The organism is Algimonas porphyrae (assembly GCF_041429795.1).
In the GTDB taxonomy this organism is placed as follows: Bacteria; Pseudomonadota; Alphaproteobacteria; order Caulobacterales; family Maricaulaceae; genus Litorimonas; species Litorimonas porphyrae.
Map to the genome: position 1 here is coordinate 343,618 of NZ_CP163424.1, position 26,102 is coordinate 369,719.

The 26,102-nt window shown below is 61.1% G+C and carries 26 protein-coding genes; 11 read left to right on the top strand and 15 right to left on the bottom strand.

The window, feature by feature from the left end; translation table 11 throughout:
* Positions 1 to 32 precede the first annotated feature (32 nt).
* The 3 genes from msrA to AB6B39_RS01760 form a co-directional block, all read right to left on the bottom strand.
* Positions 33 to 746, bottom strand: a complete 714-nt coding sequence (gene msrA, locus AB6B39_RS01750; RefSeq protein WP_284371238.1) for a peptide-methionine (S)-S-oxide reductase MsrA — start codon at positions 744 to 746, stop codon at positions 33 to 35.
* 72 nt (positions 747 to 818) lie between these two features.
* On the bottom strand, positions 819 to 2,243 hold the full coding sequence (locus tag AB6B39_RS01755; protein ID WP_284371240.1) for a cryptochrome/photolyase family protein: 1,425 nt from the start codon (positions 2,241 to 2,243) through the stop codon (positions 819 to 821).
* 72 nt (positions 2,244 to 2,315) lie between these two features.
* Positions 2,316 to 3,308 carry an adenosine kinase gene (locus AB6B39_RS01760; RefSeq protein WP_284371242.1) on the bottom strand — a complete coding sequence of 331 codons (993 nt, stop codon included), beginning with the start codon at positions 3,306 to 3,308 and terminating at the stop codon, positions 2,316 to 2,318.
* A gap of 139 nt (positions 3,309 to 3,447) precedes the next feature.
* On the opposite strand from AB6B39_RS01760, the gene AB6B39_RS01765 reads away from it, so the two are divergent.
* The gene (locus tag AB6B39_RS01765; RefSeq protein WP_284371244.1) at positions 3,448 to 4,353 is read left to right on the top strand and encodes an ATP-grasp domain-containing protein; all 906 of its coding nucleotides are present in this window, start codon (positions 3,448 to 3,450) and stop codon (positions 4,351 to 4,353) included.
* Between the two features lie 7 nt (positions 4,354 to 4,360).
* Here AB6B39_RS01765 and AB6B39_RS01770 read toward each other — a convergent pair whose 3' ends face one another.
* On the bottom strand, positions 4,361 to 5,068 hold the full coding sequence (locus tag AB6B39_RS01770; protein WP_284371246.1) for a response regulator transcription factor: 708 nt from the start codon (positions 5,066 to 5,068) through the stop codon (positions 4,361 to 4,363).
* 78 nt (positions 5,069 to 5,146) lie between these two features.
* On the opposite strand from AB6B39_RS01770, the gene AB6B39_RS01775 reads away from it, so the two are divergent.
* Positions 5,147 to 5,665 carry a L,D-transpeptidase family protein gene (locus AB6B39_RS01775; RefSeq protein ID WP_284371248.1) on the top strand — a complete coding sequence of 173 codons (519 nt, stop codon included), beginning with the start codon at positions 5,147 to 5,149 and terminating at the stop codon, positions 5,663 to 5,665.
* Here AB6B39_RS01775 and AB6B39_RS01780 read toward each other — a convergent pair.
* On the bottom strand, positions 5,649 to 6,923 hold the full coding sequence (locus tag AB6B39_RS01780; RefSeq protein WP_284371250.1) for a hypothetical protein: 1,275 nt from the start codon (positions 6,921 to 6,923) through the stop codon (positions 5,649 to 5,651). The two genes, AB6B39_RS01775 and AB6B39_RS01780, sit on opposite strands and share 17 nt — an antisense overlap.
* 59 nt (positions 6,924 to 6,982) lie before the next feature.
* Complete coding sequence (locus AB6B39_RS01785) at positions 6,983 to 7,672, bottom strand: YggS family pyridoxal phosphate-dependent enzyme (RefSeq protein WP_284371252.1); 690 nt, start codon at positions 7,670 to 7,672, stop codon at positions 6,983 to 6,985.
* Here AB6B39_RS01785 and AB6B39_RS01790 point away from each other — a divergent pair.
* The gene (locus AB6B39_RS01790) at positions 7,671 to 8,642 is read left to right on the top strand and encodes an N-acetyltransferase (protein WP_284371255.1); all 972 of its coding nucleotides are present in this window, start codon (positions 7,671 to 7,673) and stop codon (positions 8,640 to 8,642) included. The genes AB6B39_RS01785 and AB6B39_RS01790 overlap by 2 nt on opposite strands.
* Before the next feature lie 22 nt (positions 8,643 to 8,664).
* Here AB6B39_RS01790 and AB6B39_RS01795 read toward each other — a convergent pair whose 3' ends face one another.
* Positions 8,665 to 11,061 carry a porin gene (locus tag AB6B39_RS01795; RefSeq protein ID WP_284371257.1) on the bottom strand — a complete coding sequence of 799 codons (2,397 nt, stop codon included), beginning with the start codon at positions 11,059 to 11,061 and terminating at the stop codon, positions 8,665 to 8,667.
* Between the two features lie 331 nt (positions 11,062 to 11,392).
* Here AB6B39_RS01795 and AB6B39_RS01800 point away from each other — a divergent pair, with 331 nt between their 5' ends.
* Complete coding sequence (locus AB6B39_RS01800) at positions 11,393 to 11,857, top strand: DUF3576 domain-containing protein (protein WP_284371259.1); 465 nt, start codon at positions 11,393 to 11,395, stop codon at positions 11,855 to 11,857.
* 91 nt (positions 11,858 to 11,948) lie between these two features.
* Positions 11,949 to 12,695, top strand: coding sequence for a helix-turn-helix transcriptional regulator (locus AB6B39_RS01805; protein WP_284371261.1), 747 nt, complete (start codon positions 11,949 to 11,951; stop codon positions 12,693 to 12,695).
* Positions 12,696 to 12,703: 8 nt separating this feature from the next.
* On the opposite strand, the gene AB6B39_RS01810 is transcribed toward AB6B39_RS01805, so the two are convergent.
* Positions 12,704 to 13,135, bottom strand: a complete 432-nt coding sequence (locus AB6B39_RS01810) for a CopD family protein (RefSeq protein WP_284371262.1) — start codon at positions 13,133 to 13,135, stop codon at positions 12,704 to 12,706.
* Positions 13,128 to 14,168: a uroporphyrinogen decarboxylase gene (gene hemE / locus AB6B39_RS01815; protein ID WP_284371263.1), complete on the bottom strand. Its 1,041-nt coding sequence runs from the start codon at positions 14,166 to 14,168 to the stop codon at positions 13,128 to 13,130. Before hemE ends, AB6B39_RS01810 begins: the two co-directional genes overlap by 8 nt.
* A 468-nt stretch (positions 14,169 to 14,636) precedes the next feature.
* On the opposite strand from hemE, the gene AB6B39_RS01820 reads away from it, so the two are divergent.
* From AB6B39_RS01820 to dnaQ, 5 genes are read left to right on the top strand one after another with little or no spacing between them, the layout of a single operon-like run.
* The gene (locus AB6B39_RS01820) at positions 14,637 to 15,515 is read left to right on the top strand and encodes a pyruvate, water dikinase regulatory protein (RefSeq protein WP_284371264.1); all 879 of its coding nucleotides are present in this window, start codon (positions 14,637 to 14,639) and stop codon (positions 15,513 to 15,515) included.
* Complete coding sequence (locus AB6B39_RS01825) at positions 15,512 to 16,156, top strand: Maf family protein (protein ID WP_284371265.1); 645 nt, start codon at positions 15,512 to 15,514, stop codon at positions 16,154 to 16,156. Before AB6B39_RS01820 ends, AB6B39_RS01825 begins: the two co-directional genes overlap by 4 nt.
* The gene (gene aroE / locus AB6B39_RS01830; RefSeq protein WP_284371266.1) at positions 16,153 to 17,013 is read left to right on the top strand and encodes a shikimate dehydrogenase; all 861 of its coding nucleotides are present in this window, start codon (positions 16,153 to 16,155) and stop codon (positions 17,011 to 17,013) included. Before AB6B39_RS01825 ends, aroE begins: the two co-directional genes overlap by 4 nt.
* Positions 17,010 to 17,648 carry a dephospho-CoA kinase gene (coaE, locus tag AB6B39_RS01835; RefSeq protein ID WP_284371267.1) on the top strand — a complete coding sequence of 213 codons (639 nt, stop codon included), beginning with the start codon at positions 17,010 to 17,012 and terminating at the stop codon, positions 17,646 to 17,648. Before aroE ends, coaE begins: the two co-directional genes overlap by 4 nt.
* Before the next feature lie 39 nt (positions 17,649 to 17,687).
* Positions 17,688 to 18,422, top strand: a complete 735-nt coding sequence (gene dnaQ, locus AB6B39_RS01840) for a DNA polymerase III subunit epsilon (RefSeq protein ID WP_284371268.1) — start codon at positions 17,688 to 17,690, stop codon at positions 18,420 to 18,422.
* Here dnaQ and AB6B39_RS01845 read toward each other — a convergent pair.
* The 5 genes from AB6B39_RS01845 to mnmE all read right to left on the bottom strand — a co-directional run bounded on the left by AB6B39_RS01845 (position 18,419) and on the right by mnmE (position 24,245).
* Positions 18,419 to 19,423 (bottom strand): ParB/RepB/Spo0J family partition protein, encoded by a 1,005-nt coding sequence (locus tag AB6B39_RS01845; RefSeq protein ID WP_284371269.1) that lies wholly within the window; start codon positions 19,421 to 19,423, stop codon positions 18,419 to 18,421. The two genes, dnaQ and AB6B39_RS01845, sit on opposite strands and share 4 nt — an antisense overlap.
* Before the next feature lie 22 nt (positions 19,424 to 19,445).
* Positions 19,446 to 20,228, bottom strand: coding sequence for a ParA family protein (locus AB6B39_RS01850; RefSeq protein ID WP_284371270.1), 783 nt, complete (start codon positions 20,226 to 20,228; stop codon positions 19,446 to 19,448).
* Between the two features lie 152 nt (positions 20,229 to 20,380).
* Positions 20,381 to 21,004, bottom strand: coding sequence for a 16S rRNA (guanine(527)-N(7))-methyltransferase RsmG (rsmG, locus tag AB6B39_RS01855; protein WP_284371271.1), 624 nt, complete (start codon positions 21,002 to 21,004; stop codon positions 20,381 to 20,383).
* 2 nt (positions 21,005 to 21,006) lie between these two features.
* Positions 21,007 to 22,872 carry a tRNA uridine-5-carboxymethylaminomethyl(34) synthesis enzyme MnmG gene (gene mnmG / locus AB6B39_RS01860; protein ID WP_284371272.1) on the bottom strand — a complete coding sequence of 622 codons (1,866 nt, stop codon included), beginning with the start codon at positions 22,870 to 22,872 and terminating at the stop codon, positions 21,007 to 21,009.
* 65 nt (positions 22,873 to 22,937) lie between these two features.
* On the bottom strand, positions 22,938 to 24,245 hold the full coding sequence (gene mnmE / locus AB6B39_RS01865; RefSeq protein ID WP_284371273.1) for a tRNA uridine-5-carboxymethylaminomethyl(34) synthesis GTPase MnmE: 1,308 nt from the start codon (positions 24,243 to 24,245) through the stop codon (positions 22,938 to 22,940).
* 25 nt (positions 24,246 to 24,270) lie between these two features.
* Between mnmE and AB6B39_RS01870 the strand changes: the two genes are divergently transcribed.
* Positions 24,271 to 25,182 carry a glycerophosphodiester phosphodiesterase family protein gene (locus AB6B39_RS01870; RefSeq protein WP_284371274.1) on the top strand — a complete coding sequence of 304 codons (912 nt, stop codon included), beginning with the start codon at positions 24,271 to 24,273 and terminating at the stop codon, positions 25,180 to 25,182.
* Between the two features lie 43 nt (positions 25,183 to 25,225).
* Here the strand turns inward: AB6B39_RS01870 and AB6B39_RS01875 are convergent, their stop codons facing one another.
* Entirely contained in the window at positions 25,226 to 26,086 is an 861-nt protein-coding gene (locus AB6B39_RS01875; protein WP_284371275.1) for a mechanosensitive ion channel family protein, read from the bottom strand.
* Positions 26,087 to 26,102 lie beyond the last annotated feature (16 nt).

The following is a 26,102-nucleotide window of genomic DNA, read 5'->3' on the forward strand; positions in this document are numbered from 1 at the left end:
GGGCCTCTCAACTGGCGTTCAGGACCGACGTTTTATTGTCCGCCCTTGGCCGCATTGCCCCAGAGACGTTTGAGCGTCGCATCGCGGCGGCAGGCCAGCCTGTAGGCATTATAGCGGACCGGGTTCTTCTTATAGTAATCCTGGTGATAGTCTTCCGCGTCATAAAAAGTGACGGCGGGCAGGACCGGTGTAACGATATCGGCGGCAAACGGCTTGTCAGACAGCAGCGCAGCCAAGCTCGCTTCGGCGGCCTGGACCTGATCGGGCTGCGCGAAGATGGCGGTCCGGTAGGATGATCCCTTGTCGCAGAACTGGCCCGATGGATCGGTCGGATCGACCGTGGTCCAGTAGTAATCGACCAGATCGCGGTAGCTGATGACGGACGGGTCGAACAGAACTTCGGCGGCTTCGTAATGGCCGGTTTCCGTGTAGCTGACCGTCTTATAGTCGGGATTGTCCAGACGCCCGCCCGTATAGCCGGAGACGACTTCGATCACGCCGGGCAGGCTTTCGAAATCCTTTTCCACGCACCAGAAGCAGCCCCCGGCGAAAATTGCGGTTTCCAACCCCTCTACGGTCTCTTCCAGATAAGGCGCCATCGGCCCGCTGACAGCGGAGGCCACCATGGTCTTCGGCTCAGCCTGCGGATCGGGCTCGCTTTCCGTCTGAACGCGGGACGGAGCCTCCGTACAGGCGGTCATCAGGGCAAAAAGAGTGATCGGGAGGACAAATCGAACGGCTATCATGCCTTTACTATGGGTTGAGAGGCGTTGCGGTTCCAATGAAGTTCCGGTGAGATTCATGGCATGCCCCTGTGATCAGGCCGAATTGCGAGCTGTCTTATAGGCGCTCAGCACACGTTCCCGGGCGGATTTGTGATCTACGATCGGGTCCGGATAATCACGACCCAAGACGATACCGGCATCTGTCAGAACCTCTTTCGGGGCTTTCCAAGGCTGGTGGATATATTTTTTCGGCAGGCGTTTCAGTTCCGGCACCCAGCGCCGCACATAGTCGCCATTGGGATCGAATTTCTCGCCTTGCCCGAACGGATTGAAGACACGGAAATAGGGCGCGGCATCAGCCCCCGTTCCGGCCACCCATTGCCAACTGGCCGCATTGGAGGCGAGGTCGGCTTCCAGCAGCGTATCCCAGAACCAGTCTTCGCCGTCGCGCCAGTCGATCATCAGATGTTTGATCAGGAAACTGGCCACGACCATGCGGACCCGGTTGTGCATCCAGCCCGTTTCCCAGAGCTGGCGCATCCCGGCATCGACGAATGGATAACCCGTCCGGCCCCGGGTCCAGGCTTCGAAGGCCTGATCGTCATGATCCCAGGCCATGGCATCGTAACCGTCATTGAAGTTCTGCGTCGCCAGATCGGGATTGTAGAACAGCAGCGAATAGGAGAATTCGCGCCAGCCGATCTCCGTCAGGAATTTGCGCGATGTATAGTCATTATCCTTGCACGCATCCCAGATCTGACGCGGACTAATTTCGCCGTGCGCCAGATGCGGCGACAGCCGCGAAGTCAACGCTTTGTCGGGACGGTCCCGCCCTTCCGCATATTCTTCGATCGGACCGTCCAGAAAATCGGCCAGACGCGCCTGCGCGCCCGCTTCGCCCGGCGTGTGATAATCCATCATCTTGGATCCCCAGTCGGGGTTTGTCGGCATCAGGGCCCAGTCTGCGAGCCCATCGGAGCTGACGTCCGGCACGCAGCTATCCAGTTGCTGCGGCGCCGGGATCGGATCGGTCACATCCAGCCCGTCCGTGGCGGCGCGCCAGAACGGGGTGAAGACCCGGTAGGGCGTGCCGGATTTGGTCTCGACCTCCCACGGTTCCACCAGCAGATTGCCGTTAAAGCTCTCCACCGTCAGGCCGCGCGCCGCCAGATCGTCCTTGATCGCCGCGTCCCGGTCGCGATCCGGCTTGTGGTAGCGGCGGTTCCAGAAGACCGCGCCCGCATCCGTCTCCGCAATGACGGCGTCAATCACCTCTGCGGAGGAACCGCGCCGCAGAATGAGCCGGCCGCCCCGATCCTCTATCGCCGCCTGCAGCGCCGTCAGCGAATAGTGCAGCCAGACCGCCCGCGCCCCACCGTGAGGCCGGGCCGCGTCCGTCTCCAGAATATATAGCAGGACCAGCGGGCCGCCACGATCCATGGCCGCCTGCAATGCAGGATGGTCGCCGAGCCGGCGGTCATCGCGAAACCAGACAAGAGACGGGGAAAGATCGGTCATGACATGCATACGGTTGTCGGACCGGTTCTGTTTCAAGTGGGTGCCATCACATCCCCATGCGGATCGCCAGGATCAGAGGGACAGGGCGAAATCGTGAACGGGCATTTCAGGGCGCGCGCCGTAATGGCCGATGACTTCGGCCGCCGCGATCGATCCCAGGAAACCGGCATCCGCCCAGCTCATGCCGAGCGCCCGTCCGCCCAGGACCCCGGCAGCATACTGGTCTCCAGCCCCGGTCGTATCGACCAGCGTATCGGCCCAGACGACGGGGATCTGATGCCGGGTCCGGCCTTCGCAAATAACGGAGCCCTTGGAGCCGCATGTCACGCACAGGATCAGATCGTCCCGGGCAATATCATCCATCGCTTCGTCCAGATCGGTCGAACTGGTCAGGGTCATCAGCTCGTCCTGATTGGCAAAGACGATATCGGTCTGGTGATCGACCAGATGGCGGAAGCTTTCGCGGTGGCGTTCCACACAGAACGGGTCGGACAGGGTCACCGCGACCTGCCCGCCGGAGGCACGTGCCACTTCGGCGGCATGGACGAACGCCGCCTTGGCAGGGTCGGCATCGAACAGATAACCTTCGAGATAGAGCAGATCCGCGGCGCGGATCATTGCGTCCTGCACGTCGGCTTTCTCAAATTCGATCGAGGCCCCGAGGAAGGTGTTCATTGTCCGCTCGCCGTCCGGAGTGACGGCGATCATGCTGCGGGCTGAGGCGGTCCCCGTCTCAGTCGGGCGCGTCGCGAAGTCGAGTCCGGCCTGCGTAAAGCCGTCCGACAGGGCCTGACCGGTCCGGTCCTTGCCGACCTTGCCGATATAGGCCGCCTTCAGGCCCATGGCAGCCAGACCGACCATGGTGTTGGCAGCCGATCCGCCTGCAATCGTCTGCACCTGACCGGCCTCGCGAAAGGCGGTGTCGAGGCTGAGCGCCCGGTCCTGATCGATCAGCGACATGATCCCCTTGGTCATATGATGATCAGCCAGGAATTCATCGTCGACAGGCGCGATAACATCCATGATGGCATTGCCAATTCCGACAATGTGATAGTGAGATGCCATGACAGGTCCGTATAAAGTGACGGCGAAGAAACAGGCCAGGTTGACGGATGATGGCGCGCCCCATAGCGCAGCTTTTGTCTCGCGTCAGTGACAAAATTGCACACCCGCCACAGCCCTTATCGAAGGCAATAATTCAACCATGATGACCATCGGCCTGCTCGCCTCCGCCAACCTTCTGCCCGGGCCTGGCAAGAAACGGGATGACGCTTTCGAATTCGATGAAGAGCTGGGATCGCTGCGCCCTGGCTTCGCGCAACTCGACATGATGTTGGAGCCCGTGCTCTGGGACGAGGCGGATCGGCATGCAGAGCGCTTCGATGCCATGCTGCCGCTCATGGTATGGGACTATTTCGAAGGGCATGAGCGGCGTTTTCTGGATGTGATGACGCGGGCCAATGAAAAGACGCGCCTGCTCAATCCGCCGGATCTGTTACGCTGGAATTCGGACAAGCTCTATCTTGATGTGATGGCCCGACGCGGAGCCAAGGTGATCCCGACGCTCCGGGTCGAGAGCGTCACGCCTGAAGACGCGGACGCAGCGTTTGCAAGGTTCGGAACCGACCGGATCGTCATCAAGCCGCAAGTCGGTGGCGGGGCCTGGCGGCAGGCACTTTACCGGCAAGGCGATCCCTGGCCCGCTGCGGATACGCTACCGCCAGAAGGCGCGCTGATCCAACCTTTCCTGCCGAGCGTCGTCGAGGAAGGCGAATATAGTTTCCTCTATTTCGGAGGCCGGTTCAGCCACGCACTGGTCAAGAACGCCAAGGCGGGCGACTACCGGATTCAAAGCCTGTATGGCGGCACGGAAACGACCTACACGCCGCGCCCGGAAGACATCCAAGCCGCGGATGCGATTCTGGCGACACTGGACCAGACCCCACTCTATGCACGGATTGATCTTCTGAGAGGTCTGGACGGCGAGCTGGCGCTGATCGAGCTCGAAATGATCGAACCCTATCTCTATCTGCCGCATGCCAACGTGGTGGACGGCATCAATCAGGGCGCGCTGCAGCTGGGCCAGGCGCTGAAGGCACGCCTAAAGTAGGCCGGGCCTATTCCCGAGCCAGCGAGTATCCGCCGGCTTCGGTCAGCAGGATGCTGGCCTGACCTTTGACGGGTTCGATCTTCTGGCGCAGCCGGTAGACATGGGTTTCCAGCGTGTGCGTCGTCACACCGCTATTATAGCCCCAGACTTCTTCCAGCAGCTCGTCCCGACCGACCGGCTTGCCGCCCGCGCGGTAGAGATATTTCAGAATGTTGGTTTCCTTTTCCGTCAGGCGAATATCGCGCACTGTCTTGCCGTCTTCGGGTTGGGGCGGTGTCAGACGCTTGGCGGACGGTTTGAACGTGTAAGGCCCGATGCGGAAGGTCGCGTCTTCGCTTTGCTCAAAACTGCGCAGATGCGCGCGGATGCGGGCGATCAGAACCGAGAGGCGGAAGGGCTTGGTCACATAGTCGTTGGCGCCGCTATTGAGACCGAGAATTTCCGAGGCTTCACCCGTATTGCCGGTCAGCATGATGATTGGCGCAGCCACACCATGTTTGCGCATGACGGCACAGGCATCCGTGCCCTGCATATCCGGCAGATCAATATCGAGGACGATGGCATCGAAATCTTCGTCTTCTGCCGCCTTGATACCGTCCGTCGCTGTCGCGACGGCGGTAGTTTCGAACTCGTCGAAAAAGGCGAATTGAGAGGTAAGCTCCTCCCGCAGCGCGTCATCATCATCGACAATAAGGATACGTTTTTTAACTGACATGAGGACGTCCTAGACCAGCACAGTCTTTTGCGCCAATCATGGATTAGTGAGCCGGAGTAAAACGCGCGTGATATATTTGTGAACGGATCGGTCCAATTCGACACGGGTTCCGGGCGTGTGTGTCTGGGCGATTGGTCTGCGCGGTTCGGACAGGGCCGCGCCGGGTGCGTTCCCGAAAGGGATGGGCGCGAGGGCGACGCAAAGACGCCGCTCGGGACCTATCAGCTCCGCTTCGGCCTCTACCGCGCGGACCGTCTCCCCCGGCCTGCGACCGCTCTGACCTTGCACGCCATGACGCCGGATGACGGCTGGTGCGACGCGCCGGATGATCCAGCCTATAATCGGTTCATCCGCCGACCCTACCCCGCCAGCCACGAGCGGCTCTGGCGTAAGGACGGTGCGTATGACGTCGTGCTGGTGATGAGCCATAATGACAGCCCGCCCCGGCCCGGACGCGGGTCGGCCGTCTTCATCCATTGCCGCCAGCCCGATCACCGTCCGACCCTGGGCTGTCTGGCGCTGGCCCCACCCGATATGTGGGCGCTGCTGCCCAGGCTCCGGACCGGCATGAATATTGTTGTTAGCGGCTCGTCGTGACGCGGGTTTCGGCCAGCACCGTCCGGCGCTCGCCATATGTCGTGACCATGACCGGACCATAGGGCAGCATCAGATCGACCGTCTCCCCGGGCCTGACCAGCGCGCGGTCCAGCATCAGGTCAGGCTGTTTCACGTCCCGGACTTCGATCACGGCCATCCGCTCACGCGCCGTATCGGGAATGAAGCCCTGCGCACTGACCCGCACCCTGTCCGGTCCGGCGAGCCAGCCCTGACGTCCATTGACGATCCGCTCCGGCATGGAATGAACATGCATGTCGAAGCCGTCGGCAGGGTCTGCCGAGGTCGCATAGCGCCAGCCATCGGAGGCTTCGGCATCCGTGCAACCGGTCTGGTTGATCGTAAAGGGATCGACGCCATAGCTTTCAACCAATCGCTGCGCCATCCAGATATTGCCCTGCGCGTCCGGCGTCTTGCGCGCATGGCTGAAGCCGACATGGATCAGAACCCGCGCATCCGGATCCGAGAGCACACGGTCCCACAGATTGCGCGCCTGTTCCGTCTCCCTCAAGGCGACCTGCTCAGCCATGGTTGCGCCCTGCGGCGCGAACCGTTCCGTTTCATAGGCGACCGGGGTCAGCCCCAGGGACAGGGCATCCCGCACCGTCTGTGCAAAGACAGGGTCCTGCGTATAATTGCCGTCATCCGGCAGGAGATAACCGCGCGCCGCGACCGCGCTTTGCCAGGCCGCATGATCGCGCAGCCCGTCGTGATTTCTGAGTGAGAAGGTCTCGGCCGCGTAATGGGTAAAGCCTCTTTCCGCCAAGCCCGGCAGCAGACGCCCGATGAAGGCCCGGTGCTGCGGGCGGGAGTGATCTTCATTGACGATGATGACGCGATGATCCTCCGCGGCGGCGAGAATGGCTTCGACAGCGCCGTCCTGCAGCTGCGCAAGGCGCGCCGGCGAACAGCGTGGCGGCGTGCCGAATGCCTCCGGGTCGATTTCGGCGGCGGCCCGGCCCAGATAGGGGTAGAATTGCCGCCGCATGCCATATTCATCCGGCTCGGTTTCCATCAGGAACGCCATGCGCGCAAAGTCGCGAAGCTTCAGCGCGTCCATGACCGTGTCCGCCAAGGGTATGTCCTTCGCTGCCGCCGCGAGATCGGCGGGCGGCGTCTCGCTGGCCCCGGCAGTCGGTGTCAGCTCAGCGGAAGTCATCTCAGGCGGGCTCAGGTCCGAACAGGCTGTCAGAGCGCCGATGGCGACGATGATGGGCAAGCTCGCAATGAATGTGCGCATATGAGGCCTCCTGAACCGATCCAAAGGTGGGCGGAGGCCTGTGTCAAATTAAGTTCGGTTTAGCCTGTCTTCCGCGCGCCGAACAGTGCGCTGCCGACGCGCACATGGGTAGCGCCGAAGGGAATGGCGGTTTCATAATCCGCGCTCATTCCCATGGAGAGCTGCGCCAGACCGTGACGCCGGGCCATCTGCTCCAGACGCCAGAAATGCGGTGCGACAGGCGCGCCCAGCGGCGGAATGCACATCAACCCGTCTGGTTCGATCCCATATTCGCTACGCAGACGATCCAGAAACGAATCCAGATCATCTGGCATAACGCCCGCCTTCTGATCCTCTTCGCCGATATTCACCTGGACCATCAGGCGCGGCATGTGACCGACGGTGTCGGCGGCTTTCAGCAGCGCCCGCGCCAGCTTCTCCCGGTCCAGCGTCTGAATGACGTCGAACAGGGTCACGGCGTCTTTGGCCTTGTTGGTCTGAAGCGGCCCGATCAGATGCAGCTCCAGACCGTCCCGCGCAGGCGCAAACGTTTTGCCCCAGCGTGTCTGGGCCTCCTGCACCCGGTTCTCCCCGAAAACGGTCTGACCTGCCGCCAGCGCAGCCGCCACGCGGTCGTCCGGCTGCATCTTGGACACGGCGGTCAATTGCGGGGTGGGCACACCGGCCCTGGTGGCTGCGCGGTCGATGCGCGCCAGAATGTCGGTGCGGACCTGATCTATCGGTTCGTCTATGCTAGGCGTGGGCGTCATGAGCCCGCCATACGCAAACCCGGCCCCCCTGCAAAGCACGATGGGGCAGCTGGCCGCCATCCTGCCCCGGTCTGCGGCGATCCGGTCCCGGCTTAATCCGCTGGTTCTGATGAGCGATCCGACGCGAACGCCAGACCTGCTGGATCTGGCCGCTGCCATGTCGCCCGGATCGGCGCTGATCTATCGCCATTTCGGATCGCCCGGGCTGGAAACACGGCTTCGCCAGATCACGCAGGATCGGGGCGTACAGCTGCTGATCGGCAATGACCCGGTTCTGGCGGAAGACTGTCAGGCGGACGGCGTACATTTTTCGCGCCGCACGGATGCCGAGACCCTGTCTTCATCGCGGGCGGCACGGCCCGACTGGATCATCAGCGCGGCAGCGAGCAAACCCGTTCCCCTGACGCCGGATCACGATCCGCGCCCGCTGGATCGGCTGGACGCGCTGTTCATCAGCCCTGTCTTTGCATCGCCGAGTCCGTCCGCTGGAACACCCATCGGGGTGGCCGCGTTGCAGAGACTCACTACCATCCTGCCCTGCCCGGTCTTTGCTCTGGGCGGTGTCACGAATGAAACCGCCCCGTCCCTGCTGGATACGGGCATTGCCGGACTGGCCTCGATCGGCGGTCTAGCCCAATCTTTAAGGACCCGATCCATGACGGCATCTTCGACACAAGCGCAACTGACAATCAGCAAGGCGGAAGACGGCGCGATGATCGTCTTCACCGCAACCGTCGCGGGCGCGGATGAGACTGGCGAGCTGACCTTGCGGCGGGTTGCGGACGGTGTCTGGAACGCCAATCATACGGGCGTGCCCAAGGCCATTGGCGGACGCGGCGTCGGCAAAGCGCTGATCGCGGCCATGGTCGAAGATGCGCGGCAGCAGAATTACCGGGTCGTTCCAGGCTGCCCCTTCGTGGCCCGGTGGTTCGAACGCAAACCGGAATGGGCAGACGGCGTTGCCGCCTGACTCAAAGCTGCCTTAACTCAGCCTAGAACTTCAGGCCGCCTTCGATGAAGATGGCGGTGGCTTTTTCGTTTCCGATCTGCGCGGTCCCAGCGACATTCCGAACCGTGTCGCGATCCGCATATTGCACGCCGGCACCCAGGCGGACCCGCTCGTTCAGATCGAAGGTGACGCCGCCGACAAACTGATCGGATTGCAGCCCAACCAGATCATCGGTCGCGTGACCGTAACCCAGCGTAAAGCCAAGCTGCGAAGGCTGCCAGGTCAGACCGACATCATAGGCCTGATAATCGCCATTCATCAGCCCCTGATTGGACTGCAGGAAGGAGCCTCCCAGCGTCCAGTCAGACAATTTGACTTCGACGCCCGCCCCGAAGGTCTGCAGATCATCCATTTCGGCGAGGGCCGACTGTTCTGAGCCGCGTGCATAGGTCAGTGTGCCTTCGACCGACAGGCCATTGGCGAAAGTCCGGTCCAGCGCGATGCCGGCTTCCAGAACATCCTTGATGTCCGGCGCAGCGACATTGTCGATATCGTTCAGATCAACGCAGTAGTCGACGCCGCAGGCGCTGGCATTGGGCGCGTAGGAGCCGCCGATCTGAATGCCGACGCCGACCTGATCGCCGAGCAGGCGCGGACTGGTATAGGTGATCTTTTCGGAAAAGCCGGACGCTTCATTGCGAGTCCTGACCGCATCCAGCCCGGTATAGTCGACGCCGCTATTGCTGGCCCCGACATTGAGCAGGGTTGGGGCACCGAGACTGAACAGATAGGCTGCGCCGTCATCCCGGCCGATCGTCACATCGCCGTAAGCCGAGCGTGCGAACAGATGGGCGGATTCGAGCGCAATCTGCGTGTCCTTGGAGACGTCCGGCCCAAATGTGTAGAATTGCGATGTGTGGCCGCGCACTGCGACCTGATTGCCGGCAACGATGACGGATGGGCAGCCGATCAGGGTCGGCGGACAATCCGGCAGGCGACGGGTAAAGCCCTTGCGGCCTTTGTCATACTGGCCCCGGACCTGCGTGTGCACGCCCCATTCGATACCGCCTTGCGTGACGGCACTGACTTCGGCTTCGACATCGGCATCGGCGATGAAGGTTTCTTCCCAGCCATTATTTTCGCGCGCGCCCGCCCCGAGACGCAGCCCGCCCCGGATAAAGGTGGTGAGGGCACCAAGACCCATGCGGTTCATCCAGCCCCGACGTTGGGGTTGCTGCTGATCCATCGGCCCGGAATAGGGACCTTGGCCATAGGGGCCTTGATTGCCTGGATCCTGATTATAGGGGTCCTGATTATAAGGACCTTGGCTGTTGGGCCCCGGGCTATAGGGTCCCTGACTGTAAGGCCCCTGACTGTAGGGGCCTTCGCTGGGTGGAGTCTGCGCATAGGGGCCGCGTGCGTTGGGTCCGGGCGTAAATGGACCGCTCTGAGGTTGCGATGTCGATGGCTGACGTTCCCAGGCGGGCTGGCCTTGCGGCGCGGCATAAGGACTTGCCTGTTGCGATCTGACCTGCGCCTGAGCGGTCGAGGCGCCTGCCGTCCGTGGGCCTGTTCCCGGAGGATACCAAGCCATCGGCAAATCCGGTTCCGGTTTGAAATCCGACGGGTCCGTATCCGCAGCCAATCGACGGGCCTGTCCATACTGGCTGGATCCATATTGCCCGGCTTGGCGCGTTGCGATGCTTTCCTGCGGTGATGATGGGACAGCGCCGTAAGTCTGCGTGCCCGCTGACCAGGTCTGATTCGTTGCACCATAAGTGGACGCACCTTGAATTCCAGCGCGGTGGCTCGATCCTAAGGTCCAACGGCTGGGAACGGCAGGCGCATGGCGGGTTACCGGTGCGGATTGCGGCGCGGTGACGCCGGGCGTTAAAGCCGTTGGTGCGGCGGACGCCGAAATAGTCGCCCGAACTGGGGCCGGTGCCGGAGCCGGGGCTGCGGCGGGTGGTGCCGGCTTTTCCTCAGACCGGACCGGGGCGGACGCGGATTTAGACGCAGCCGATTCAGGCGGCGCGCTCGGGCGGACCGGTTCCAACCGCGCCGTCATCGCATCGGATTGATCGCGCGGCGCTGCGCGCAGGCGCAAGGACGGGGCAGGGCCGGCCAGACCGCCCTGTGTTGCGGCAGGCCGTATGGAGGACGGCCCGGCAGCGGGCGCACGGACCGGCGTTGCGGGAATCGGCTGTGCCGCCGCAGGCGTTTCCCAGGCCTGCGTCTCTTTTTTACTGGCAAAAGGACTATTGGACTGTGCGGACGCCACCACGGTGGCCCCCATGGCAATGATCAGCGTCGGACCGATGGCAAACGCCAGTCGCTGGCGCAGACGCGACGGTGCGTCCTGACGCGCATCCAGAAGCGGTCGGATCGGGGCGGCCTGCGGCTGCGGCGGCCTTGCAAATTCATGTCGGATGCGGGGCATGACCGGGCTCCGGGCGTGACAGGCGAAAAAGCTCGCTTCGCTATGCCCTGCCGTGCCCTAAGAGAAGGTTAACGCCGCGTTTACCATGTCATTAACCATAGATGGTGATTACCGCATCCCGGTCCTGTGTTCGAGAGGCGCAGAAAGGGCTTTGGCAAAGGCTGTCGCATAGGATAGTTCTTGCGCTTACGGTAAGTTTATGAAACCCGCCCTTTCACCACGCAGCCGGGTTTGCCATAAGCGCGCGGATCAACACAGGCACCGCAGGGGTGTCGCTTCGCAAATTTCCCGGGTAAGACCGGAAAAACAGGACATGAAAAAGGTCTCGTCCATGACTGCATATGTTCGTATCGGCCGCTCTGCCGTGATGATTGCCCTCACCGCGACACTTGTCGGCTGTGGCACGCTCGGAATTGGCAAGAAGTCCGATTCCTCGACGCGCAGCGGCGGCGAACGCGCCATCGCGCCGGCCAATGGCGTGAACAGCTTCCTGTGGCGCGCCACGCTGGAGACATTGAACTTTATGCCGCTGGATCAGGTCGATCCTTTTGGCGGTGTGGTGATCACGGACTGGTATGCCGATCCAGCGGCTCCGAATGAGCGTTTGCGGGCGACGGCTTACATCCTCGACCAGAATCTCCGGGCCGATGCACTGAAAGTCAGCGTTTTCAAACAGGTTCGCGGCGCCGGTGGCTGGAATGATGCCCCGATTGATGCCGATACGGCTCGTCAGGTTGAAAATGCGATCCTGACCCGCGCCCGTCAGCTCTATATCGCCACAGTCGATAACGCATAGCACGCGATCCCCGCCGTTTCCGGCAAGCTATTCTTAACCGCAGTCGACACGTCGCATGGTGCGGCGTGTTTTACTGTGCTAAGACAGTGATATGTGGGAACAGCCGACACGTCATGCCCTGGCCGCTTTCGAACATGCCGATCACGAAGATCAGGCCTTTGACGCGCTGAACACATTTGCCCGCGCGGTCGGCGCGGATCTTCTCAGCTATCACCATATTGACCCGCCCCTATCGCGTGCCGATGAAGCTGGGGGCATGCCCACGATCAACCTCATGTCGCACGGCTTTCCGGATGAATGGGTGCGCCACTATGAATCCTCGGATTATCACCGGATCGATCCGATTACTGCCTTTGCGGCCTATCAGACCCGACCTGTCCTGTGGTCCAACATCCCGCACCGCGTTCGCCTCAGCCCCGCTCAGCAAGCCTATATGGAAGACCTTTACCGGTGGCTGTCCCCTGGCGACGGGTTGGCCGTACCGCTATTCGGTCCGTCCGGACGGCATGGTTATGTCGGGATTGGCTGGCGCAAACCGATCCCTCCCTGGGACCCGGTCAAGCGGCGCGCTATCCAGTCTGTCTGTGAAAGCTTTCACTTGCGGATCTGTGAGCTGCGACTGGCCGGGATGGAACGCGATTTCGAATTGACCGATGTGCAGATGCGCATCTTGCGCGCCATGGCCAGCGGTCAGCCGGATGCAATAATCTGTGGCATGGTCAATCTGCGCCCTGAAGCCCTCCGCACCGCCATTGCGCGAACCCTCACCACAATGGGCGTATCCGATCGACCGAGCGCGGTCTTGCGCGCCCATGCTCTGGGTCTGATCGACGCCTGAGCAAAGGTTCAGAAGACCGGCTTCACAATTGCCAGAACGACGATCACGATCGTCACCAGCGCTGGGATTTCGTTGATCCGGCGGAAGAATTTCTCCGACCGCGGACGGCCTCCATTCAGGAACTGCTTGCGCGTCTTGGCGAGAAATGCATGAAAACCGATCAGGGAGAAGGCCAAGGCCACTTTGACCAGCAGCCACAGCGGCGGTGGCATATTATAACCCAGCAAAACCAGTCCCAGCAGAAACGCCACGATCATCGCCGGGTTGACGATAATCCGCAGCAATTTGGCTTCCGCTTCCTCCATCTTCGTTTCCAATTCGCCACCCGCTATCGCAACCGAGTGATAAACAAACAGACGCGGCAGATAGAGCATACCGGCCATCCAGAAGATGACGGCTGTGAGATGGAAAGCTTTGATCCAGAGATAGGGCTCAGTCATAATCATAATCCCGAATGCGGTTGATCACGGCATGGACGTCGTCGATCCTGACGTCGGGCGTAACCCCGTGACCCAGATTGAAAATATGGGCACCCCCGCCTCCGTCGCGCAGCACATCATCGACCGCTCTGAATAAGGGGCTCCCGCCTGTTCTTAGCGCCAGCGGGTCGAGATTGCCTTGCACACACATGTCCTCCGGAATGGTGGCACGGAAATCATCCAGTGGAACATCCGTTCCCGCGGCAATAGCCGTGATCCCGGTTTCATGCGCGTAGCGCACGGCATTGAGGCCCGCGCCGCGTGGAAACCCGATGATCGGCACATCGATTCCGGCCGCCCGCACCCGAGCGATCATATCGGCCGTCGGACGAATGATGAGCCGGTCAAACAGGTCGGGCGACAAGCCTTCCGCCCAGCTTTCGAAAATCTTCAGAACCTGCGCACCAGCCTGTGCCTGCCGGATCAGATAATCGGCAGAGCTTTCGACGAGGGCATGCAACAGATCAGCCATTGCCGCCGGCTGTTCATAGGCAAAGCGTTTGGCGTGTTCCTTGTTCGGGGTGCCGCGACCTTCCAGCATATAGGTGGCGACCGTCCAGGCTCCGCCACAAAATCCGATCAGTGTCTTGCCGGGGTGTTTCGCATCCAGTTCAGCGCGAACCTTGGCCACGGTTTCATAGACCGCGCTGACACGGTCTGCGGCTCCGCTGACGGTGAGCGCGGCGATCCCGTCTGCATCGATCGGATCCAGTGTGGGGCCGACTCCTTTGACGAATTCGACACGACGACCCAGTCCGATCGGGATCAGCAAAATATCGGCAAACAGAATGGCGGCGTCCATGTCATATCGCCGGATCGGTTGCAGCGTGACCTCGGCGGCCTTGTCGGGCGAGAAACAGAAATCGATGAAGTCCTTGGCCGTGGCTCGAACCTCCATATACTCCGGCAGATGCCGTCCGGCCTGGCGCATGAACCAGACGGGTACGGGCGTGACGCGTTCGCCGGACAGGGCTCTGAGAATCGGGGTTTTCATATCAGGCTTCATGATGTGGGCTTATACGCCAAACAATCCCGGTCGCGCCCCCTCTCTCAAACTTATTTTTTAAAGAAGAGGAGATAGTAGAGGCTGTGAGTCTGGGGACAATCTTAAGACTTTAGTAAGAGGTCTTAACAGCCGCTCGAAAGACTGTGGACAGGGTCATAATTCATTATCCATTTCACAGCCTGTGTGTTCTGGTCTGAAACAGTGCTGGCAGTTGGGATTGGCTTGTGGGGATCCTTTGTGGATGGTCTTTCAACGGACTGTTTCATCCCCATTCTCCACGGGATTACGGGTTAACGCAGAGTCGGTCTGAATGGAATGGGCAGCCTGTTCGATTCCATTCCCGCATTCAGGCTTCCGATCGGCTGAGCGTGTCTGATCTGTGGACAGGGGCGGACAAGTCCCGCTAGGACAGGACATCGGATCGGGATGAAAGGCGCAAACCAGACATAGGCGATAATGGCAGAGCGCAATCCTAATATCTCGACCTGTTTCCACGTTCATCTTGTCAGTGACTCGACGGGTGAAACGCTGGTGGGCATGATGAAAGCGTCGACGGCGCAGTTTCGCAATGCCACCGCGCTGGAACATCTGCATACGCTGGTCCGGTCCGAAGCGCAGCTGACCCGGACGTTGGATGCAATCGAAAGCAAGCCCGGCGTCGTGCTCTACACGCTGGTCGATCCGGCGAAACGCAAGACGCTGGAGACGTTCTGCGCGGAAAGACATATTCCGACCGTATCGATTCTCGATCCGACCCTGTCCATGCTGGGGCGTTATCTGGGCGTGTCGGTGACGTCCGAAGTGGGCGCGCAGCGGACGCTGGACGATGCCTATTACCGCCGGATCGGCGCACTCGATTTTGCCATGGCGCATGATGACGGACAACAGATGGACGGTCTGATTGACGCGGATCTGATCCTGCTGGGCGTATCGCGAACATCGAAGACACCGACATCCATCTATCTGGCCAATCGTGGTTACAAGACAGGGAATATTCCGCTGGTTCCAACGGGGCCGGATGGCATTGTGCTGCCGCCGATTATCGACCGCCTGCCCAAGGATACAGGACCGCTCGTTGTCGGCTTGTTCGCCTCGCCCGACCGCATCGTGGAGATCCGTCAGAACCGACTCAAGGGTCTCTCTGCCACGGGTCGCTCTGGCTATACAGATGAAGAGCTCGTGCGCGATGAGCTACGCTCTGCCAAACGACTGTTTTCGCGCCGAGGCTTTCCCGTCATTGATGTCTCACGGCGTTCGATCGAGGAAACGGCAGCGCAGATCATCAATCTTTACAAGATGCACCGCCCAGACGCGGCCATGCGGAGAAAAATGTGAGCGCGTCGCCCCAGTCAGGACCCTCATACCCGTCTGCGCCTCTGATCCTGGCATCAGGATCTGCCATCCGGCGCGACATTATGAGCGGAGCCGGGCTCGATTTCGAAGTCATCGTCAAACCGGTCGATGAAGCGGCGATCAAGACGGCCATGCTGAGCGAGGGCGCCCGACCCCGGGAGATCGCAGATGCACTGGCCGAAGCCAAGGCGTTGCGTGTATCGCGGGCGCTGATGATGGAAGGCCGGTCTGGGCTGGTGATCGGCGCGGATCAGGTCATGGTAATGGATGACGTTCTGTTCGACAAACCCGTTTCGGTCGAGGCGGCGCGAGACCGGTTAAAGGCGATGCGAGGCGAGCGGCATGAGCTGGTCGGGAGCGTCGTCGTCGCGCGTGACGGTACGCCGGTCTGGCGTCATGTGTCGGAAACGCGCCTGTGGATGCGGGACTTTTCTGATGCTTTCCTGGAAGATTATCTGTCCCGTGAAGGGGATCTGGTGACGAAAAGTGTCGGGGCTTACCGGTTCGAAGGCCCCGGAGCGCAGCTATTTACCAAAGTCGAAGGCGATTTCTTTTCGATTCTGGGCCTCAGCCTTCTACCGTTGCTGCAATATTTGCGCGATTGCGGAGCGGTTGCGACGTGAGCGAGACCTCGATCCCGATTGCAAAGCTGGCTGGCGTTTGCGGTTGGCCGATCCATCACTCGCTGTCGCCGGTTCTGCATAATTACTGGCTGCGACAGGCCGGAATCCGCGGCGCATATGTGCCGTTCATGGTCAAGCCGTGGGACGCGATCCGTGCCTTTCGGTCGCTCAAACAGACAACGATCAGCGGGGTCAATGTAACCTTGCCGCTCAAGACGAGTGCGTTTCGCGCGGCCGATGAAGCGACGGCGGACGCGCACCGGATTGGTGTCGCCAACTGCCTCTTCATGCGTGATGGCAAGCTGATCGCCCATAATACGGATATGGAGGGCTTTATCAGCCCGCTTTTGCAACGGCGTGGCCAAGCTTGGCTGCGTCAGCGGACCGCACTGGTGATCGGGGCGGGCGGCGCGGCGCGCGCCGTGATCGGGGCACTGATCGCTGAAGGTGTGCCCGAGATCATTATCGTCAACCGCACGGACGAAACCGCCGATGATCTGGTGACGCAGGCGGGACTACCCTCCTTCTATTCCCTACCCTGGGCGCAGCGCAGTCTGGCAACCCATCGGGCCGGACTGATTATCAATGCCAGTGCGGCAGGGATGAGCGGTTATCCGGCGCTGGATATCGATCTGTCGCGCGCGCCGGAGACGGGTCTGGTCTATGACCTGATTTATACGCCGGAACGCACGCCGCTGATCGCGCAGGCTGAAGCGCAGGGCTTGGAGACGATCGGCGGCCTATCCATGCTGATCGGGCAGGCGCGCCCTTCCTTTCGGCTGTTCTACGGGGTCGAGGCGCCTGCATCCGATCCATCGGATCTCTTACGTCAGGCGCTGATGACGGGCCAGCGATGAGCGCGTCAGGGCAAGCTCCGATCGTGATCGGCCTGACGGGATCGATCGGCATGGGGAAGTCGACCATGGCAGCCTTGTTTGCGAGCCGGGGAGTTCCTGTTTTTGACGCCGATGCTGCCGTGCACCGCCTTTATGCACCCGGCGGACGGGCTGTTCCGCTGATACGGGCGGTGTTTCCGGATGCGATCAGCGCGGATGGAGCGGTCGACCGGTCTGTTCTCGGCCATCACATGCGCGCGGACCCGTTGAATCTGGATGTCCTGACCAGCTTCGTTCATCCATGGGTGGGCGAGATGCGCGCCGCTTTCATGCAGCAAGCGATTGATGACGGAGCGGAAGCGGTTCTGTTCGACATTCCGCTTCTGTTCGAAACGGGCGGTGAGGCGGAGGTCGACGTAACGATCGTTGTGACGGCACCTGCGGACGTGCAGCGCGCGCGGGTCATGGCGCGCCCCGGTATGAGCGACGCTCTGTTCGATAGCCTGCTGGCTCGCCAGATGCCGGATGCAGAGAAAAAGGCCCGGGCCGACTATATCATATCGACTGCAGACGGCATTGAGGCGGCGCGTCAGAGAGTCGATCACGTTCTGGCCGCTATTCTGGCGGGCGCGGAATCCACAGAAGACGCGCATTAGCCCCTGCCCTCGCCGGACAAATCGGCCTAGACTTTCATCATGGCGGGCTTGCGCGAAATCGTCTTCGATACGGAAACGACCGGCTTTGACAGTCAGGGTGCGGACCGGATCACGGAGCTGGGCTGTATCGAACTGATCGACTGGCTGCCCACGGGCGAGCAGTTTCACGCCTTTATTGACCCGGAGCGGGACGTTCCTGCTAAAGTCGTGGAGATTACCGGCCTGACCACGGAATTTCTCCGCGGAAAGCCGAAATTTGCCGAGCGAGCCGATGCCTTTCTCGATTTTATCGGCGATGCGCCGCTGGTCGCGCATAATGCCAAATTCGATATGGGCTTTATTAATGCGGAGCTGCGGCGCGCACGCCGACCCGAAATTCCGGAACATCGCTTCATCGATACGCTGGCTATGGCCAATGAGAAGTTTCCAGGCAGCCCGGCCTCGCTCGATGCGCTCTGCAAGCGTTTCGACATCAGCTTGTCGGCGCGTGACAAGCATGGGGCCATTATCGACTCGGAATTGCTGGCGCGCGTCTATCTTGAACTGCGCGGCGGACGTGAGCGTTCGCTGGCCTTCGAACCAGACCGCGCCGGGGGCTCTGGTTCATCCGTGAAAGCCGCGCCTGCCCGGGCGCGACCTGCGCCTCTACCGAGCCTTCTGACGGATGTGGAACGCGCGGCGCATGCGGCCTTCCTGGCCGACATGGGCGGGTCGGCCCTTTGGGAGCGGGTTCATCGTCGGATGGAAGGGCGCCGCGCCGAAGGCGAGCGTTAACCGCCCATCAGCCCCATGCGTTGCAGCAAGGCCTGAAGGTGGTCTAAGTCATTGTATTTTAATCTTATTTCCCCTCTCTTTCCCGACTGACGAATGTCGGCGGGGAAGCCGGTTTCGTCTTGGATCCGTTGTTCCAGCGCGATAATGTCGGCAGGTTTCTCACGCGTTTTCCGGGCGGGGAGTTTCGGACTCTTATCCCCCTGCGCCCAGCGTTCGGCGTCCCGGACAGTCAATGCCTTCTCGACGATGGCTTCGGCCAGCGCGTCCGGATCATCGGCGGCCAGCAGGGCGCGCGCATGACCCGCCGTAATTGCGCCTGTCATCAGCAGATCACGTCCGCGCGGTGTCAATCCGGTCAAACGGACCGTATTGGCGACATGAACCCGGCTTTTTCCGATTGTTGTCGCGATTTCCGCTTGGGTGCGGCCAAATTCGGTGATTAGCCTTTCATAGGCGAGTGCTTCTTCGAGCGGATTCAGATCGGCGCGCTGGACGTTTTCGATCACGCCGATTTCCAGAACATCGCGATCGGAGAGGTCGCGAACCATGACGGGTATCGATGTCAACCCGGCCCTGAGGGCCGCCTGCCAGCGCCGTTCGCCCGCTACGATCTGGAACTGTCCGTCATCGATCCCGCGAACGAGAATGGGCTGCAGAACACCCTTCTGCTGGATCGAGGCAATCAGATCGTCAAGCTTGTCGCGGGCAAAGACTTTTCGCGGCTGATCCGGATTTCTCTGCAGACGAGAAATGGCGACATGCAGAATATTAGGCTGTTCCAGCGGCGCGTCGCCCTTCCGTGTATCGACCAGGGTCTGAACAAGCTTGGCCTCCTCAGGTGTCCGGGCCAGAGGCGGCGCGGAATCTGGGCTAGACGCGGATTTCGTTTCCAGCGGCGCGTCGTCTTCTGCGACCGGAACAGCGGCTTCGTTCAACCCGCTATCGCTCATTAGCGCCGACAGGCCACGTCCGAGACCTCTGTCTTTTTTGCGTCCAGCCATGGTTCAAGCTCCTGATATCATTTTACTTCTTGCGCTGAGCATGTTTGCGCAGGATTTCACGGGCCAGCCGGCGATAGGCTTTGGCGCCCTGGCTGGCGGAGTCGTAGGTCGTCACGGGCTCGGCAAAGCTGGGCGCTTCGGCAATCCGCACATTGCGGGGAATCACGGTCTCGAACACAGCACGTCCAAGATGACGGCGAACATCGTCGGCGACCTGAGCCGAGAGGCGGTTACGCTTGTCATACATGGTCAACACCACGCCATCGATGGCGAGTTTCGGATTGATCCCGGCCTTCGCCATTTCGACGGTTTTCAGTAATTGCGACAGACCTTCGAGGGCGAAAAACTCGCATTGCAGCGGCACGATGATGGAGCGCGCGGCAGTCAGGGCGTTGAGTGTCAGCAGGTTGAGCGAGGGCGGACAGTCGATCAGCACATAGTCGAAACCTGCCGTCGCGGCCTCCATGGCATCGCTCAGCCGCCGCGTCCGACCGTCAGCCGTTCCGATTTCAAGCTCAGCCGCCGCCAGATCGGGGTGACTGGGCAGAATATACAGCCCACGAACCCGCGTCGGGCGCACAGCATCGTCGATCGACAAGCCGTCCGTCAGCACATGATAGGTTGACTGCTCACGATCATCCCGCCGCACGCCCAAGCCGGTCGAAGCATTACCTTGCGGGTCCATATCGATGAGCAGAACGCGTTGTTCATGCTCGGCCAGCGCGGCCGCAAGGTTGATGGCCGTCGTCGTCTTTCCGACCCCGCCCTTCTGGTTGACCACGGCCATAGTTCGTTTGGGTATCACGTCAATATCCCTGGATGCCGCTCAGCAACGCATCACGTCGCTGAAAATTCGCTATTTCGGCGTCTATGCCGCCATTTCGTGACGCAAGTCCATCAGGTGACCTGAGTTTCGCACAGAATATGCGCGGCCTGAGACTGTTTCACGTGAAACAATCAGCGCGGCTTAAGCTCATTGATGAGAAGAATCTGGCCGCCGCCCTCCGTCATGCTGGGCTGCAATTTCGTGTCGAATGACCAGTCCAGCTGCGCATCCTTGATTTCGTGCGCAACATTTGCGCCTTTCAGCAGCAAAATGCGCCCATCCGGGCCAAGATGATGCATGGCCAGAGGTAAGATGCGGCCAAGTGGCGCGAAAGCCCGTGCAGTGATCAGATCGGCTTGCAAGGATGGAAGGGCTTCGATCCGGGCGGCATGGATCGTGGCGGGAAGCGCTGTTTCACGTGAAACACTCTTCAGAAAACTGGCTTTTTTGCCGACCGATTCGATCATATGAATATGGCGATCGGCATTCTGGTGTTTCGCGTCGATCGCAAGGGCAAGAGCCGGAAAGCCTGCGCCTGAACCGAAATCGACGATGGTACGGTCCCGTTCTGTTACCAAAGGCAGGATTTGAGCAGAGTCCAACGCATGGCGATTCCAGAAATGATCCAGAGAGTCCGGCGCGACCAGATTGATTCGCGCATTCCACTTGCGCAACAATTGCTCCCAGCGCTGATAATCCGCCAGGCTGGCTGGATGGATCGGCGCCCTGTTGGCGAAAGATGTTGCGTTCGTCATGGTCAGGCGGCGGGGCGTTTGCGCATATGCGCCAGAACAGCCATCAACGCGCCGGGCGTGACCCCTTCCAGGCGTGCGGCCTGGCCCAAGGTTGCGGGGCGTGCTGTTTCGAGCTTTTCCCGGACTTCATTGGAGAGGCTGCCAATCTGCGCATAGTCCAGCGTATCGGGAAGCCTCAGCCCTTCATCACGGCGGAACGCATCGATGTCGCGCTGCTGGCGTTCCAGATATCCGGCGTAGGTCGCATGGATTTCGGCAAAGTCCTGTGCCCGGGGCGAAAGCGACTGGAGTTCCGGGAAGACAGGCAGAAGATCGGCCATGGAGATGTCGGGATAGGCCAGAAGATCCTGAACGCTCCGGGCCTGACCGTCCTGATTGATCGTAAAGCCAGCTTCCTTAAGAGCATTCGGCGTTCGGGTGAGGGAGGCAATGAGCGTTTTCGTCACGTCGAATTCTGATTGTTTCACGTGAAACATGTCAGCGCGATCGTTTGAGGTGAAGCCCAGATCGATCGCCAGCGGCGTCAGTCGCATATCGGCATTGTCGGCCCGAAGATGCAGTCGATATTCGGCGCGACTGGTAAACATGCGGTAGGGTTCACTGACGCCTTTGGTGATGAGATCGTCAATCATGACGCCGATATAGGCCTGGCTCCGGTCCAGAATGAAGGGCTCGCGTCCTTGCGACGCCAGAGCCGCATTCGCGCCCGCCATCAGGCCCTGCGCAGCCGCTTCCTCATAGCCGGTCGTTCCGTTGATCTGGCCCGCCAGATAAAGCCCGGGCAGGGCGCGCGTCTCTAGCGTGGCGCGCAGCTCTCGCGGATCGACATAATCATATTCGATCGCATAGCCGTAGCGTTTGACGTCGACCTGTTCGAGGCCACGTATGGTTCGCAGAAAGGCGTCCTGCACATCGATCGGCAAAGAGGAGCTGATCCCGTTCGGATATACCGTGTCGCCATCCGGATGGCCCGGCAGACCTTCGGGTTCGAGGAAAATCTGGTGTCGGTCACGGTCTGCAAACCGGACCACCTTATCTTCGATAGCGGGACAATATCGCGGCCCGCGCCCTGAGATAGAACCGCTATAAATTGCTGATTTCGTTATGTTATCAGCGATTACAGCGTGGGTATCAGCATTGGTATGCGTGATCGCACAGGCAATCTGCGGCACAGTTATGCGGTCGGTCAGAAAGCTGAACGGAACAGGGACCGCGTCGGCCTGTTGCAGCTCGAGTGCGCCCCAATCGATTGACGCCTTGGACAGACGCGCCGGCGTGCCGGTCTTCAAGCGTCCCATGGACAGGCCCATCGCATAGAGGCGCGCCGACAGGCTGTCCGCGGGGGGTTCGCCCCAGCGTCCAGCCGGCGTTCGCTCGTCCCCAATGTGGATCACGCCCTTGAGAAACGTCCCGGTTGTCAGAACGACCCGGTCGGCCAGAAACTCCCGGCCGTCCTCCGTCACGATGCCGGACAATCGTCCGGTGTCAACGATCAGATCGCGCACTGCGCCTTCAACAATATCGAGTTGCGCCTGCGCGGCCATTTCGGCCTGCATCGCATTGCGGTAGAGCCAGCGGTCGCTTTGCGTGCGCGGGCCGCGAACGGCGGGGCCTTTAGACCGGTTCAGCAGGCGGAACTGGATACCGGACGCATCCGCGACCCGGCCCATTACACCGCCCAGCGCGTCGATCTCGCGCACCAGATGGCCTTTGCCGAGCCCACCAATCGCCGGATTGCAGCTCATTTCTCCGATCGTGGCCGCCTTATGCGTCAACAGCAGCGTGTTCGCACCCAGACGCGCAGCCGCGCTGGCTGCATCACAGCCCGCATGTCCGCCTCCGATAACGATGACATCGTAAGATTTCATGCGGCGGCCTATAAGGCAGAGGGGCGTCGTCGTCACCTGTCACGCTGCAGCATGGCTCAGGCGCGCTATTTGCCGACGCAGAACTGGCTGAAGATCCGGTCGAACACCTCTTCGATGTCGGCGCGCCCGGCCAATTCGTCAATGGCGCGCAGGGCGGCGCGGATGTCCTCGCTGACCAGTTCGGGTGCGACCCCGAGATGGGTCCGAGCCGATTGCGTGGCCGTCAGCGCGCGTCTGGCGCAATCGACATGGCGCGCCCGTGTCAGGCTGGCGGATTCGGTTCCGGTAAAGCGGGTGGAGACGATCATCGTCAGTCGGTCCATGAGATCGTCCAACCCATTTCCTGTTAACGCATTGATTTCATTTTTTTTTACAGGCCCTTCGACGTTCTTCAGCACAATGTCACCATCCTGCAGGTGTGTGTCGATAGCCGGTTCGCGTTGCAGCAGGATGCGCAAATGCGCCTGTTCGGCGCGCGCGCGCGCGCGCCGAACGCCTTCGGCCTCGATTGCGTCCGTCGTGTCGCGCAGACCGGCCGTGTCCGAGAATGTGACGGGCAGCCCGGCGATGACCATATGCGCCTCGACAATATCGCGGGTCGTTCCGGCGTGTGGTGAGGTAATGGCGACATCGCGCCCGACGATCTGATTGAGCAGGGTCGATTTTCCGGCATTGGGCGCGCCGATAATGGCGATCTCGATCCCGGTTCTGACGGCGCGTCCGCGATCCGCCTGTATCAGAGCGGCTTCCATACCGACGATCACGCGGTCCAGATGAGGGCGAGCGGCGTGCGAGAGCGCGTCCGGAACGTCACCCTCATCGGCAAAATCGATCTCGCCTTCAACCTGGGCCAGCGCGTCAAGCAAGCCGCTTCGCCAGTCTTCATAGAGACCTTTCAGCCGGCCATCCATCTGCCGTAGCGCCTGCCGGCGTTGGCCATCCGTCTGCGCGTCGATCAGGTCGATCAGCCCTTCGGCTTCGGTCATATCCATGCGGCCATTTTCGACCGCGCGCCGGGTAAACTCTCCGGGACGGGCCTGCCGCAGACCGTGCTGCAGTAGAGCGGTGGAGACGGCTTCGATCACGGCCTGCGATCCGTGACATTGCAGCTCGACGACGGTTTCCCCCGTAAAGCTGTGCGGCGCGGGAAACAGCAGCACGAGCGCCTCATCGATACGTTCGCCCTTATGGCGCAATGTACGCAGGACCGCTTTTCGCGCGGCCAGGGGACGATCGTCGGTCAGTGACGCCGCAACGGACCGGGCTTGCGGCCCGGACAGCCGCATGACGGCGACACCGGCACGGCCCGATGCGGTCGAGAGAGCGAAAATCGTATCGCCCGGTCCGTCAGCAATCTGTGTTTTGACAGTCATGGCGACACTCTTATAGGCGACGGTGATGACTGCCTATATGCGATCTCTGTCCCTGTCGGGCGTAGCCTTCCTGTCAGCCTGTCTGCCAGTCTTTCTGACGGGTTGTTCCAGCGCGGGTCCGACGCCGCCCAACGCCTTTCCCGCCGGGGAGCCCCTGCCGCCGATCCGCACTGTGTTTGAGTGCCTGCCGAAAGAAGCGGCGCTGGTGGCCGCGCATCGGGGCACGGACAGCTCCCTGAGACTGCCGGAAAATTCGATCAGCGCCCTGGAGGCGATGATCGCGGCGGGCGTCCTGATGGCGGAGATCGATATTGCCGCCATTCGCGACGGGACGCCGATCATCTTCCATGACGGTGTGTGGGACGATCACGTCTCATCGACGGGACCGGTCGTGGCGACGGAGCCGGATGCCTTTGCACGGCTCCGACTGAAAGACATGAAGGGTGTGATTACGGCAGAACCGGTTCCGACTCTGGCCGACATGCTCGATCGAGCCAAAGACCGCATCTATCTGGAGGTGGATTTCAAAAGCTCTGCTGACATGGCGACCGTGGTGCAGATGATCCGCGATCGCGACATGACCGATCAGGTGATCCTGATTGCGACGACGGATGATGAAGCGGAGGCATTGCGCCCCTTTGCCGGTGAATTTCTACTGTCGCTGCCGCGCGCGCGCAAACGGATCACGGCCAATGCCCGACAAGGGGTCTGGATCGGCGGACGCTGGCGTGACGGTGACGATAAAGCGGTCGCAGCCCGTCATTATGTGTTCGGCGCGCAATGGCAGAAAAATGCCGCAGAGCTGCCCAAAGCCGCACGGGCGCTGGACCTGCTCGTCACCGATCAGCCTCTGCGTTATGACCCCGTCGTCGGGATGAGAGGCAAAGGCGCGGCCTTCCGCGCTTGTCTGAGTGCGGACGAAGATGAGCGCGGATAAATGCGCATCGCCGAGCGCTGACGATTCATGTCTTCAGACGCACTTATTCAGGCGTTTTGGCCATGTGGACGACGCGCTGCGGGAAGGGAATTTCCACGCCTGCATCATCCAGCGCTGATTTGATCGCGACCCGCAAATCGGTCATGCGCTGTAGCCATTGATCGCCGGGCAGCCAGCAACGGCAGGACAGGTTGATCGCACTGTCGCCAAAGCCCATCACATAGACTTCCGGCGGCGTCGGCGCGCCGGTCCCGCTTTCATCGAAAGGTATCACGCCTGGATGGGCGCCGATCAGGTCAAGCAGAAGCTGACGCGCCGCCTTCAGATCCGTGTCATAGCCGACCCCGATGTCGACGATGGCCTTGCGATTCACATGGCGACCGAAATTCTGCACGCGATTGCCCCAGACCAGGCTGTTTGGCAGATAGACGGCGACATTCTCGACATTGCGGATGGTGGAGGTGAAAAGCCCGATTTCCTCGACCGTACCCAGCGTGCTTTGCCCGATATCGACAAAATCGCCGACCTTGAGCGGCCTCAGGATCAGCAGCATGACCCCGGCGGCGATATTGGACAACGTGTCGCGCAGCGCCAGACCGATCGCCAGACCCGCGGCACCGAAGACGGCGACGAGGGCGGCTGGCGGCACGCCGAGCTTGATCAGCACGGCATAGAGCGTCATCGCCAGAATCACATAGAAGACCAGACTGGCCAGAACCGGTCGAAGGGTCGCATCGAGATGGCTGCCCCCAAAGCGCGAGCGGCGCATGCGCTTTGACAGGCTGCGCCCAACAATCAGGCCGAGCACGAAGATCAGTGCTGCAGCCAGTATGTTGCCGCCTATGCTTAGCAGAAAGGGGAACTGCTCCTGCGCCTGGGCCCAGTAATCGGCAATGACGTCCATGAGGGGGGTAATCCTT